This window comes from Kitasatospora nipponensis (assembly GCF_039528135.1).
Classification (GTDB): Bacteria; Actinomycetota; Actinomycetes; order Streptomycetales; family Streptomycetaceae; genus Kitasatospora; species Kitasatospora nipponensis.
Map to the genome: position 1 here is coordinate 15,553 of NZ_BAAALF010000048.1, position 12,407 is coordinate 27,959.

10 protein-coding genes and 1 pseudogene are annotated in these 12,407 nt (G+C 73.2%); 5 read left to right on the forward strand and 6 right to left on the reverse strand.

Going from position 1 to position 12,407, the window contains the following annotated elements:
- Positions 1-66: 66 nt before the first annotated feature.
- The gene (locus ABD323_RS16120; RefSeq protein ID WP_344442277.1) at positions 67-2,688 is read right to left on the reverse strand and encodes an FHA domain-containing protein; all 2,622 of its coding nucleotides are present in this window, start codon (positions 2,686-2,688) and stop codon (positions 67-69) included.
- Positions 2,689-2,952: 264 nt separating this feature from the next.
- Here ABD323_RS16120 and serB point away from each other — a divergent pair, with 264 nt between their 5' ends.
- Positions 2,953-4,200: a phosphoserine phosphatase SerB gene (serB, locus tag ABD323_RS16125; protein ID WP_344442278.1), complete on the forward strand. Its 1,248-nt coding sequence runs from the start codon at positions 2,953-2,955 to the stop codon at positions 4,198-4,200.
- 52 nt (positions 4,201-4,252) lie between these two features.
- Here serB and ABD323_RS16130 read toward each other — a convergent pair whose 3' ends face one another.
- From ABD323_RS16130 to ABD323_RS16140, 3 genes are all read right to left on the reverse strand, one after another.
- On the reverse strand, positions 4,253-4,780 hold the full coding sequence (locus ABD323_RS16130) for a SixA phosphatase family protein (RefSeq protein ID WP_344442279.1): 528 nt from the start codon (positions 4,778-4,780) through the stop codon (positions 4,253-4,255).
- A gap of 136 nt (positions 4,781-4,916) precedes the next feature.
- Complete coding sequence (locus tag ABD323_RS16135) at positions 4,917-5,039, reverse strand: SGM_5486 family transporter-associated protein (RefSeq protein ID WP_344442280.1); 123 nt, start codon at positions 5,037-5,039, stop codon at positions 4,917-4,919.
- A 144-nt stretch (positions 5,040-5,183) separates the two neighbouring features.
- Positions 5,184-6,464, reverse strand: a complete 1,281-nt coding sequence (locus tag ABD323_RS16140; RefSeq protein WP_425556018.1) for a CynX/NimT family MFS transporter — start codon at positions 6,462-6,464, stop codon at positions 5,184-5,186.
- Between the two features lie 137 nt (positions 6,465-6,601).
- Between ABD323_RS16140 and ABD323_RS16145 the strand changes: the two genes are divergently transcribed.
- On the forward strand, positions 6,602-7,324 hold the full coding sequence (locus tag ABD323_RS16145) for a FadR/GntR family transcriptional regulator (protein ID WP_344442283.1): 723 nt from the start codon (positions 6,602-6,604) through the stop codon (positions 7,322-7,324).
- A 129-nt stretch (positions 7,325-7,453) separates the two neighbouring features.
- Here the strand turns inward: ABD323_RS16145 and fabI are convergent, their stop codons facing one another.
- Both fabI and fabG read right to left on the reverse strand, forming a co-directional pair.
- Complete coding sequence (gene fabI / locus ABD323_RS16150) at positions 7,454-8,221, reverse strand: enoyl-ACP reductase FabI (RefSeq protein ID WP_344442284.1); 768 nt, start codon at positions 8,219-8,221, stop codon at positions 7,454-7,456.
- A gap of 4 nt (positions 8,222-8,225) precedes the next feature.
- Positions 8,226-8,945: a 3-oxoacyl-[acyl-carrier-protein] reductase gene (fabG, locus tag ABD323_RS16155; protein WP_344442285.1), complete on the reverse strand. Its 720-nt coding sequence runs from the start codon at positions 8,943-8,945 to the stop codon at positions 8,226-8,228.
- A gap of 294 nt (positions 8,946-9,239) precedes the next feature.
- Between fabG and ABD323_RS16160 the strand changes: the two genes are divergently transcribed.
- The 3 genes and pseudogenes from ABD323_RS16160 to ABD323_RS16170 form a co-directional block, all read left to right on the forward strand.
- Positions 9,240-10,391: an MBL fold metallo-hydrolase gene (locus tag ABD323_RS16160; RefSeq protein ID WP_344442286.1), complete on the forward strand. Its 1,152-nt coding sequence runs from the start codon at positions 9,240-9,242 to the stop codon at positions 10,389-10,391.
- A 163-nt stretch (positions 10,392-10,554) separates the two neighbouring features.
- Positions 10,555-12,108: a TldD/PmbA family protein gene (locus ABD323_RS16165; protein WP_344442310.1), complete on the forward strand. Its 1,554-nt coding sequence runs from the start codon at positions 10,555-10,557 to the stop codon at positions 12,106-12,108.
- Positions 12,108-12,407, forward strand: a pseudogene (locus tag ABD323_RS16170) (TldD/PmbA family protein); the annotation flags it as partial. The gene ABD323_RS16165 and the pseudogene ABD323_RS16170, both read left to right, overlap by 1 nt.

The following is a 12,407-nucleotide window of genomic DNA, read 5'->3' on the forward strand; positions in this document are numbered from 1 at the left end:
AGATACGAACGCGGGCGGTACCCCCGAATGGGGGAACCGCCCGCGTCAGCGCGCCTTGACCGGACGTCAGCCCTTCTGCATGACCTCCGGCTCGTGGCGGCGCAGCAGCCGCAGCACCAGGAAGGCCAGTGCGGTGGAGATGGCCACCAGCATGAAGGAGTCGATCGACCACTGCAGCACGCTGTGCGCCCACAGTCCGTCATGGGCGCTGAGGTGCGTGGGGTCGAGCACCATCAGGTGCCCGAGGTCGAGCGTGGTGCCCACCACGGCCACGCCCCAGCGCGCCGGCATCAGCCAGGCAAACTGCGCCAGGCCCGCCTTGTCGAAGAGCTGGAAGAGGCAGCCGGTGAAGACGACCTGGATGATGGCGAACATCACCAGCAGCGGCATGGTCTTCTCGGCGGTCTTCACCAGCGCGGAGATCACCAGGCCGAACATCATCGAGGTGAAGCTCAGCAGGATGATGCCGATCGCCATCTCGACGGCCGGCGCGTGCTGGAAGATCAGGCCCTCGGTGGGCAGCTTGCGGGTGGAGAACCCGACCGCGGCGATGAGCGCGCCCTGCAGCAGGCTGAAGAAGCCCAGCACGATGATCTTCGACATCAGGTAGGCCGACCGGGACAACCCGGTGGCCCGTTCCCGTTCGTAGATCGCCCGTTCCTTGATCAGTTCACGGACCGAGTTGGCCGCCCCCGAGAAACAGGCCCCGATCGCCAGCACCAGCATGATGGTGCCGGCCGCGTTGTTGGAGCCGCCGCTGGGGTTGGGTTGCAGGCCGTGGGTGGCCGGCACCACGGTGGAGACCACGCCGAGCACCGCCGGCAGCAGCACCGACAGCGCCAGGAAGCCGCGGTCGGAGGCGATCACCGACAGGTAGCGGCGGATCAGCGTCCACAGCTGGGAGCCCCAGCTCTGCGGCTTGGGCGGGATGACCGGCTGGTGGTTGGCCGGCGCCTGCTGCACCGGGGCCGCGGCCACGTCGGCCGAGTACTGCTGGAAGTGCACCGAACCGCGGTAGCGGCCGGCCCAGTCGTGGTCCGGGTAGTTCTCGAAGGCCTGGAAGACGTCGGCCCAGGTCTCGTAGCCGAAGAAGTGCAGCGCCTCGTCCGGCGGCCCGAAGTACGCCACCGAGCCGCCCGGTGCCATCACCAGCAGGCGGTCGCAGATGGCGAGTTCGGCCACCGAGTGGGTGACCACCAGGATCGTGCGGCCGTCGTCGGCCAGGCCGCGCAGCATCTGCATGACCTCGCGGTCCATGCCCGGGTCCAGGCCCGAGGTGGGCTCGTCCAGGAAGATCAGCGAGGGCTTGGTGAGCAGCTCCAGCGCGACCGAGACGCGCTTCTGCTGCCCGCCGGAGAGCGCGGTGATCCGGTTGTCGGCGCGCTTGTCCAGCCGCAGCTCGTAGAGCACCTCGTCGATCCGGCGCGAGCGCTCGGCGGCCTCGGTGTCCCCGGGGAAGCGCAGCTGGGCCGCGTACTTGAGGCCGGTGCGGACGGTGAGCTCCTTGTGCAGGATCTCCGACTGCGGCACCAGGCCGATGCGCTGGCGCAGTTCGGCGAACTGCTTGTACAGGTTGCGGCCGTCGTAGAGCACCTCGCCGCGGTCGGCCGGCCGGTAACCGGTCAGCGCGCGCAGCAGGGTGGACTTGCCGGAGCCCGAGGGGCCGATCACCGCGATCAGCGACTTCTCCGGCACGCCGAAGCTGACGTCGTTGAGCAGGACCTTCTTGCCGCCCTTGAAGTCGACCTCGACGGTCAGGTGGTGGGCGGAGAAGGAGACCGGGCCGTTGTCGATGAACTCCTGCAGCTGGTCGCCGACCAGCTGGAAGGAGGAGTGGCCCACGGTGAGGCGGTCCTGCGGGCCGAGCAGCTGGCGCTGGGCGGGCTGGCCGTTGACGTAGATCCCGTTGTGCGAACCGAGGTCGACGATCTCGTAGCGGCCGTCCGGCAGCTGGCGCAGTTCCGCGTGGTGGCGGGAGACCTGGAGGTCCGAGACGACGATGTCGTTGTCGAGGGCGCGACCGATCCGCACGGTGCGCATGCCCGCGGTCAGGTTGCGGATCATCGTGGGGTTGCGCTCACCCGCCGCGGGCCCGGCCACGGGCGGCTGCTGCCCGGCCGCCTGGGGGTAGCCCTGCTGCTGGTAACCCTGCTGCTGGGGGAAGGCCGGCGGCTGCTGGTGCTGCTGCTGGGCGAGCGGCGGCTGCTGGGCACCGCCCTGCCACGGCTGCGGCGGCGCGCCCTGGACCTGCTGCTGCCAGGCCTCGGCCGGGCGGGCCGCGCCCCCCGCGGCGTGCCGGCTGGTCTCGGCCTCGTGCCACTCGGGGGCCGACTGCGCGAGCGGGCCCCCCTGGATCGGGGTGCCCTGCACCGAGGCGCCCTGCGCGGGCGCGCCGGCCGGGGCGCTGAAGCCCAGCCGCGGACCGGCCTCGGCGTTGCCCAGGTGCAGCACGGTGCCCGGCAGCAGCGGGACGTTGGTGGTGCGGGCGCCGCCGGCGAACGTGCCGTTGGTGCTGCCGTGGTCCTCCAGCTGCCAGACCGCGCCGTTGAAGGAGATGGTGGCGTGCCGCCAGGAGACCCTGGCGTCGTCGAACGGGAAGTCCGACTGCGGGTCCCGCCCGATGGTGTAGGACCGTCCGGGCTCGAGTGTCCGGTACTGCCCGTTGAGCTCAATGACGAGTTGCGGCACTGTCCGCCTGCCCCGCTCTCTCGGTCCCCCGATGGCATCCCCGTGCGGGGAGTGAGGAATATCGCGTCTGACGGGGGGTAATCATTCCAGCTCGGCCATGACGGCGAAAAGTCGCCCCCGCCGACTGTGACCTGCCGGCAACGTTGGCGGCACCCCATGGTGACGGTGTGCCCGCCGGGTGAACCCCGCACCGACACGGACGGGCGTCCACGAGGCGGACGGGCGGCGTTCGAGCGCGGGCCGCCAGGTAGCGTGGGCGGCACCATGGACACTACTGAGCCCCAGCCCAGGAACGCCCACGACGAGCGCACGCTGCTGGTCAAGGTCTTCGGCAAGGACCGCCCGGGCATCACCACCGGCCTCTTCGCCACGCTGGCCGCCTTCGAGCTCGACGTGATCGACCTGGAGCAGGTCGTGACCCGGGGCCGGATAACGCTCTGCGCCCTGGTCACCCCGCCCGCCGGCGGCGAGCCCGGCGCCGAGGGCGAGCTGCGGGTCACCGTGCACCGGTGGGCCGAGGAGCTGCACCTGCAGGCCGAGATCATCTCCGGCACCGGTGACAACCGGCCGCGCCGCGAGGGCCGTTCGCACGTCACCGTGCTGGGCCACCCGCTGACCGCGGCCGCGGTCTCGGAGCTGGCCGCCGAGATCACCGGGGCCGGCGGCAACATCGACCGGATCTTCCGGCTGGCCAAGTACCCGGTGACGGCGGTCGAGCTGGCCGTCTCGGGTGTGGCCACCGAGCGGCTGCGGGCCGCGCTCGCGCTGCGCGCGGCCGCCCTGCGGGTGGACATCGCGGTGGTCGCCGCCGGCCTGGAGCGCCGGGCCAAGCGCCTGGTGGTGATGGACGTGGACTCCACGCTGATCCAGGACGAGGTGATCGAGCTCTTCGCCGCGCACGCCGGCTGCGAGGCCGAGGTGGCCGAGGTGACGGCGGCGGCGATGCGCGGCGAGCTGGACTTCGCCGAGTCGCTGCACGCCCGGGTCGCGCTGCTGGCCGGGCTGGACGCCGGCGTGGTGGCGAAGGTCCGCTCCGAGGTCCGGTTCACGCCGGGGGCGCGCACACTGGTGCGCACGCTGCAGCGGCTCGGTTTCCAGGTGGGCATCGTCTCCGGCGGCTTCACCCAGGTCACCGACCACCTGGTCGAGCTGCTCGGCCTGGACTTCGCGGCCGCCAACACCCTGGAGGTCGAGGACGGGCGGTTCACCGGCCGGGTCACCGGGGAGATCGTCGACCGGGCCGGCAAGGCCCGCTGGCTGGCCCGCTTCGCCGAGCAGGCGAAGGTGCCGCTGGGACAGACGGTGGCGATCGGTGACGGCGCCAACGACCTGGACATGCTGAACGCGGCCGGCCTCGGAGTGGCGTTCAACGCCAAGCCGGTGGTGCGCGAGGCCGCCGACACGGCGGTGAACGTGCCGTTCCTGGACACCGTGCTCTACCTGCTGGGGATCACCCGCGAGGAGGTCGAGGCGGCCGACGAGCTGCACGGCACGCCGGACGCGGACGAGTAGCACTCCGGGCGCCGGCGGTGGGTGGCGACCGTGCGCCGCCACCCACCGGGGTTCAGTCCTGCGGCGGCACGTAGAACGAGACCAGCCGGGCCACCCCCGGCTCCACGGACTTCCAGCTGCCCTCGAAGGAGAGCACCGCGAGCCCGGCCGTCGGGAAGCCGCCCTGGCGCAGCCGGGTCAGCTCGTCGCCGATGCTCACGTCACCGGCGAGCACCTCGGTGAGGTTCTGCACCCCGGGGTTGTGGCCCACCAGGATCAGGTCGGCGACGTCCTCGGGGGTCTCCTTGAGCACCTCGATGATCTCGCCGGCCGAGGCCTCGTAGATCCGCTCCTCGAAGACGGTGCGGCGGGTCCGCTTGGGCAGCTCGTGGACGGCCAGCTTCCACGTCTCGCGGGTGCGCACCGAGGTGGAGCAGAGCACGTAGTCGGGGTTGATCCCCGAGTCGGCCAGCCAGGCGCCGGCGGCCGGCGCCTGGTGGCGGCCGCGGTCGGCGAGCGGCCGCTCGTGGTCGGAGACCGGCGGCCAGTCGGCCTTCGCGTGCCGCAGCACAATGATCCTGTGGGGCGTGTCGACGCTCATCTGCTCAGCTTCGCAGAAAACCCGGCCCGGGGCGCGGTGCTCCCGGCGGCCGCCACCCGCAGGAGTGGCGGACCTGACGGGCCATCAGGGCGAGCGGTCGCCGCGGTCCCCCGACCCGGGTCCGCGGCCCCGGCCCTCAGCCCATCGACTGGGCGATGGTGGCGATGATCGAGACCAGGACGACGATCCCCAGGATCGCGCCCATGAGCTGCAGCAGCTTCTTCTGGCTGTTCGGCGGGTTCGGTTCGAGAACGGGCATGCGCCGAGTGTCGCACCCCCCGCGAGCGGCCGACGCGGGCGGGGTGGCCGCCTTGACCTGCCCTTGAACCGGACCCGGGGGCCGGACCGGGGGGCCGGACCCGGGCCGGGCCGGGCCCCGGGGTCCGCCCCGGGTCCGGCGCGGTCAGCCGACCTCGTCCTCGATGTGCCGGGCCCGGGCGGCCCGCAGGCCGATCAGCAGCTGCGGCACCAGCAGCGCGGCGAGGAAGCCCAGCGGCAGGTACCAGCCGCCGGTGCTCTGGTAGAGGGTGCCGATCAGGATCGGCCCCGGGATCGAGATCAGGTAGCCCAGGCCCTGCGCGAAGGCCGACAGCTGGGCCACCCCGCCGCTGGTCCTGGCCCGCAGGCCGATCATGGTCAGGGTCAGCGGGAAGGCGCAGTTGGACAGGCCCACCAGCAGCGCCCAGAGCCAGGCGCCGCCGGCCGGCGCGAGCGCCAGGCCCACGTAGCCGGCGATCCCGAAGGCCACCAGCGCCACCACGAAGGCGCGCTGGTCGCCACGCCGGGCCGCCCAGTTGGGCAGGATGAAGGAGACCGGCACCCCGATCGCCATGGTCAGCGCGAGCAGCAGGCCCGAGCTGTCCGCGGAGAGCCCGGCGTCCTGGTAGATCTGCGGCAGCCAGCCCATGGTGGCGTAGGCGCCGGTCGCCTGGCAGCCGAAGAAGCAGGCCAGCGCCCAGGCGGTGGGGCTGCGCAGGATCGGCAGCCGGCGCTCGGCGGCCTGGCCCGCGCCGGCGGCGGTGCCGGCAGCCTCGTCGCGCCCGTCGCGGCGCAGCGCGGGGGTGAGCAGCCAGAGCAGCACGGCCACGGCGCCGGCCACCGCCCAGATCCCCAGGCCCACCCGCCAGCTGCCGCCCAGCTCGCGGGTCAGCGGCACGGTGACGGCCGCGGCCAGCGCGGTGCCGGCCGACAGCGACATCGAGTAGAGGCCGATCATCGGCCCGACCCGGTCGGGGAAGTACCGCTTGATGACCACCGGGATCAGCACGTTGGCGACCGCCACCCCGGCCAGGGCCAGCGCGGTGAGCAGCAGGAAGAGCGCGGTGGTGCCGGCGAAGGCGCGGGCCGCGACGCCGGCCGTGATCGCCCCGGTGCCGGCGGCCACCACCACGGTGGGCCCGAACCGGCGGGCCAGCGCCGGGGCGGCGAAGCCGAAGAGCGCGAAGCAGAGCGAGGGCACCGCGGTGAGCAGCCCGGCCACCGTCGCGCTCATGTGCAGGTCGTCGCGGACCCGGTGCAGCAGCGGACCGAGGCTGGTGACGACGGGGCGGAGGTTGAAGGCGGCGACCGCGACGGCGACGGCGAGCAGCCAGCCCAGGCGGCGGGCGCGGCGGCCGTCGTCGACGGCCACCGCCTGGGCGCGCAGGGCGCCGGTGGTCTCTGCTGTGGTGGACATGGAGGCCATCATAGAATGATGGGATGAATTGGCACACCCCGGGGTCACCGCCGCGCTCCCGGGTCGGGGAAGATGGTTCCCGGCACCCGGACCGCCTCACCCCGAGTCACCGACCGCGGTGACCGCCCTGACCGACTAGGAGCACCATGACGCTGTCCTCGCCCCGGCGCGCCCCGCTGGCCGACCAGGTGATCGCCCAGCTCCGGACGCAGATCACCTCGGGCGAGTGGCCGGTCGGCTCGCGCATCCCGACCGAGGCCGCGCTGGTCGACCAGCTGGGGGTGGCCCGCAACACCGTCCGCGAGGCCGTCCGCGCGCTGGCCCACAACGGGCTGCTGGACATCCGCCAGGGTTCGGGCACCTACGTGCTGGCCACCAGCGAGCTCGCCGGCGTGATGCACCGCCGGTTCGCCGACGCCGAGCAGGACCAGGTGGTCGAGCTGCGCGCGCTGCTGGAGGCCTCGGCGGCCTCGCTGGCCTCCGCGCGGCGCACCGAGCGCGACCTCGACCTGCTGGAGACCGCGCTGGCCCGGCGCGAGGAGGCCTGGCACGGCGGGGACGCCGAGGTCTTCGTGCAGGCCGACGCCGCCTTCCACCAGGCCGTGGTGGCCGCCGCCCACAACGACGTGCTGGCCGCCCTCTACGCCGACCTCGGCGAGGTGCTGCGCGCCCAGCTGCGCCAGGACATCGGCCCGGTGCTCGCCCAGGAGCGCTACGTGGGGCACCAGGCGATCCTCACCGCGATCCGCGAGGGCGACGCGGCGACGGCGGCCGCCGAGTCCTCCGGGGTGGTGGGCGCCTGCGGGCGGTCCGACGCCGAGGAGCGCGAGCGGGCCGGGGCCGGCGCCGGGTCCCCCGAGCACGGCTGACCCGGGCCCAGCGGCGCGCGCGGACGCGCGGCGGGTGGGAACGCCGCAGGCCCGGCCGCGCGTGCTGCGCGGCCGGGCCTGCGGGGTGGTGCCGGGTACTGCGAGATGGTGCGGGGTGCAGCGGGCGGCTCAGGCGCCGATCGCGTGCAGCCCGCCGTCCACGTGGATGATCTCGCCGGTGGTCTTCGGGAACCAGTCCGAGAGCAGCGCGACCACGCCGCGGCCGGCCGGCTCCGGGTCGGTGACGTCCCAGGCGAGCGGGGAGCGGTGGTTCCAGGTGTCGGCCAGCTGGTCGAAGCCCGGGATGGACTTGGCGGCCATCGACTTGATCGGACCGGCCGAGATCAGGTTGCAGCGCACGTCCTGCTTGCCCAGGTCGCGGGCCAGGTAGCGGGAGGTGGCCTCCAGCGCGGCCTTGGCCGGGCCCATCCAGTCGTACTGCGGCCAGGCGAGCTGCGCGTCGAAGGTCAGGCCGACCACCGAGCCGCCCTCGCTCATCAGCGGCAGGCAGGCCATCGCGAGCGACTTCAGCGAGAACGCCGAGACGTTCATCGCGGTGGAGACCGACTCCCACGGGGTGTTCAGGAAGTTGCCGCCGAGCGCGTCCTGCGGGGCGAAACCGATCGAGTGGACCACGCCGTCCAGGCTGCCCAGGTGCTCGCGCACCTGGTCCGCCAGGCCGTCCAGGTGCTCGTTGTTGGTGACGTCCAGCTCCAGCACCTTGGTGGGCCTGGGCAGCTTCTTGGCGATGCGCTCGGTCAGCGTGGGCCGCGGGAAGGCGGTCAGGATGATCTCGGCGCCCTGCTCCTGGGCCAGCTTCGCGGTGTGGAACGCGATGGAGGACTCCATGAGCACGCCGGTGATCAGGATCCGCTTGCCTTCAAGAATTCCGCTCATGTGATCAGTGACCCATGCCCAATCCGCCGTCCACGGGAATGACGGCTCCGGTGATGTACGCGGCCTCGTCGGAGGCGAGGAACCGCACGGTGGAGGCGACCTCGGCGGGTGCGGCGTAACGACCCAGCGGCACCCCCGAGACGATCTCCTTGCGGCGCTCCTCGCTGAGCACAGCGGTCATGTCGGTGTCGACGAAGCCGGGGGAGACCACGTTGACGGTGATGCTGCGCGGGCCGAACTCGCGGGCCAGCGAGCGGGCGAAGCCGATCAGGCCGGCCTTGGAGGCCGCGTAGTTGGCCTGGCCCGGCGAGCCGACCAGGCCGACCACCGAGGAGACCAGCACGATGCGCCCCTTGCGGGCCCGCAGCATCTTCGCCGAGGCCCGCTTGACCACCCGGAAGGTGCCGGTCAGGTTGGTGTCGACGACCGAGGTGAAGTCCTCCTCGGTCATCCGCAGCATCAGGATGTCCTTGGTGATCCCGGCGTTGGCGACCAGCACCTCGACCGCGCCGTGCTTGGCCTCGATCTCGGTGAAGGCGGCGTCCACCTGCGCGCTGTCGTTGATGTCGCAGCGCACCGCGAGGACGTCGTACTTCGCCAGCTCCGCGGGGACCTCCCCCGAGCGGCTGGTGATGGCGACCTGGTCGCCCGCCTCGGCGAAGGCCTGGGCGATGGCGAGGCCGATGCCCCGGTTACCTCCGGTGACGAGAACCGAGCGGCTCAACGATCCACCTCTCCCTGTCGTGGTCCCGCAACGCGGGGGAACGTACGCACTGTGACGCTATCGGTCACTTCCGCGCAGCGACGAATCGGGCCTCCACAGGTCATGGCCCCCGGAACTGTCGCCTTCCGACAATCCGGTCCACGGCCGGAGGCGCCCGGAAGCGGTCCGCGACACGGCGCCGGGAACACCGGGCCTAGGATGCCCGTTGCCCTACCGGTGACGGCTCGGCCCGCACCCTGACCGACTGCCGGGATCCTTGCCGGGATCCCCAGACCGACCGAAGGCGGCTCCCCGATGAGCGAGGCAATCCCCCGGACCCCCAGGCGCCGGGGCCGGCTGCTCACCCTGACCGCCCTGGCCGCCGGTGCCGGTGCCGCGGCCTGGGCCCTGCGCGACCTGCCCGCCGCCTTCGGGCGCCGGCCCGACGCCGAGCGCGACGCCCGGATCCGCAACTCGCCGCAGTTCGCCGACGGCGTCTTCCACAACGCGCCCTCCACGCTCGCCCGCGGCGCGCAGGAGGTGCCGCGCCCCGACCGCGACACCGTGCGCCGGATGCTCACCGAGCGCGAGGGCCGCACCCCGGTGCGCCCGGTGCCGCTGGTGCGCCAGCTGGACAGCCCCGACCGGCCGGCCGCCGCCGGCGTCGAGCTCACCTGGTACGGGCACGCCTCGGCACTGGTGGAGGTCGAGGGCACCCGGGTGCTGCTCGACCCGATCTGGAGCGAGCGCTGCTCGCCCTCCGCGCACGTGGGCCCCAAGCGGCTGCACCCGGTGCCGGTCGAGCTGGAGGAGCTGCCGACGGTCGACGTCGTGCTGATCTCGCACGACCACTACGACCACCTGGACATGCCCACCGTGAAGCGGCTGGTGCGCAGCCAGTCCGCGCCGTTCGCGGTCCCGCTGGGCATCGGCGGCCACCTGCGCCGCTGGGGCGTGCCCGAGCACCGGATCATCGAGCTGGACTGGGACGAGACCTGCACGCTCGGCGAGCTGACCGTCACCCTCACCTCGGCGCACCACTTCTCCGGTCGGGCGCTGACCCGCAACACCACCCTCTGGGGCTCCTGGGTGATCGCCGGCCCGACCCGCAAGGTCTTCTACACCGGCGACTCCGGCTACTTCGAGGGCTACGCGAAGATCGGCGCCGAGCACGGCCCCTTCGACGCCTCGCTGATGCAGATCGGCGCCTACGACGCGGCCTGGGCCGACATCCACATGACCCCCGAGGACGCCGTGCTGGCCCACCGCGAGCTGGACGGCGGCCTGCTGGTGCCGGTGCACTGGTGCACCTTCAACCTGGGCCTGCACCCGTGGGCGGAGCCGGTCGAGCGGCTGCTGGCCGAGGCCAAGGCGCAGGGCGTGCGGGTCGCGGTGCCGCGCCCGGGCGAGCGGGTCGACGTGGTCGACCCGCCGGAGCTGGACGGTTGGTGGGAGGGGCTGGCCTGACCGCCCCACGGCACTGACCCGGTCGGTCGACACCCGCGAAATCCGCTGGCCGAGAACTCCCCCGAGGCGCCATGATGCGATGCGGGCACCCCTGACCGCAGGGGCCGCCCGCGCCGCCGTCGGCACCGGCGCCGGCCAGCCGCCGCACACCTCAGGGAGTCCGATGCCGCCGACCCCGAGCAGTACCGCCCCGGCCGGACGCGCCGTCGACCCGCTCTTCCTGGCCCTGCCGCTGCGCGCGCTGGCCGACGCGGCGCTCCAGCGGGCCCGCGAACTGGGCGTCCAGCACGCCGACTTCCGGTTGGAGCGGGTCCGCAGCGCCTCCTGGCGGCTGCGCGACGCCCGCCCGGCCGGCAGCTCGGACACCGTGCGGCTGGGCTTCGCGGTCCGGGTGGTGCGCGACGGCGCCTGGGGCTTCGCCGCGGGCGTGGACCTGACCCCGCAGGCCGCCGCCCAGGTGGCCGAGCAGGCCGTCGCGGTGGGCCGGCTCTCGGCCGGGATCAGCCGCAGCGCCGGTGGCGCGGACGTGGTGGAGCTGGCCGAGGAGCCGGTCTACCCGGACGCCACCTGGGTCTCCTCCTACGAGATCAACCCCTTCGACGTGCCGGACGCCGAGAAGACCGGCCTGCTGGCCGACTGGAGCAGCCGGTTGCTGGCCGCCGACGGCGTCTCGCACGTCACGGCGAGCCTGCACACCGTGCAGGAGAACAAGTTCTACGCCGACACCGCCGGCACCGTCACCACCCAGCAGCGCATCCGGCTGCACCCCGACCTGGAGGCGGTCTCGGTCGACGAGCGCAGCGGCGCCTTCGAGTCGATGCACACCATCGCCCCGCCGGCCGGCCGCGGCTGGGAGTACCTGCTGGGCACCGGCTGGGACTGGCAGGGCGAGCTGGCCGAACTGCCGGGCCAGCTGGCCGAGAAGGTGCGGGCGCCCAGCGTCGAGGCGGGCGTCTACGACCTGGTGATCGACCCCACCAACCTCTGGCTGACCATCCACGAGTCGATCGGCCACGCCACCGAGCTGGACCGCGCGCTCGGCTTCGAGGCCGCCTACGCCGGCACCTCCTTCGCCACCTTCGACCAACTGGGCACCCTGAAGTACGGCTCCGAGCTGATGCACGTCACCGGCGACCGCACCGCCGAGCACGGCCTGGCCACCATCGGCTACGACGACGAGGGCGTGGCCACCCAGTCCTGGGACCTGGTCACCGACGGCATCCTGACCGGGTACCAGCTGGACCGCCGGATGGCGAAGCTGAAGGACCTGGGCCGCTCCAACGGCTGCGCCTTCGCCGACTCCCCCGCGCACGTGCCGGTCCAGCGGATGGCCAACGTCTCGCTGCGCCCGGCGGCCGACGGCCCGGACACCGCGGGCCTGTTCGCCGGCGTCGAGAAGGGCCTCTACATCGTCGGCGACCGGTCCTGGTCGATCGACATGCAGCGCTACAACTTCCAGTTCACCGGACAGCGCGCCTACGCGATCAGGAACGGCGAACTGGCCGGCCAGGTCAAGGACTTCGCCTACCAGGCGACCACCACCGACTTCTGGGGCTCGATGGCCGCGGTCGGTGGCCCGCAGACCTACCTGCTGGGCGGCGCGTTCAACTGCGGCAAGGCCCAGCCGGGCCAGATCGCGGCGGTCAGCCACGGCTGCCCCTCGGCGCTCTTCCAGGGCGTCAAGGTTCTCAACACCCAGCAGGAGGCGGGTCGCTGATGTCCGACACCTACCAGCCGCACGAGCTGGTCGAGCGCGCCCTGGAGCTCTCCCGCACGGACGGCTGCGTCGTCCTGGTGGACGAGCAGAGCAGCGCCAACCTGCGCTGGGCGGGCAACGCGCTGACCACCAACGGCGTCACCCGCGGCCGCCGGCTGACCGTGGTGGCCACCCTGGACGGCGCCGAGGGCACCGCCTCGGGCGTGGTGGCCCGCGAGGCCGTCACCGCCGACGACGTCGAGGCGCTGGTGCGGGCCGCGGCCTGTCGGTGATGCGCTGGCCGTGGGGCAACATGTACG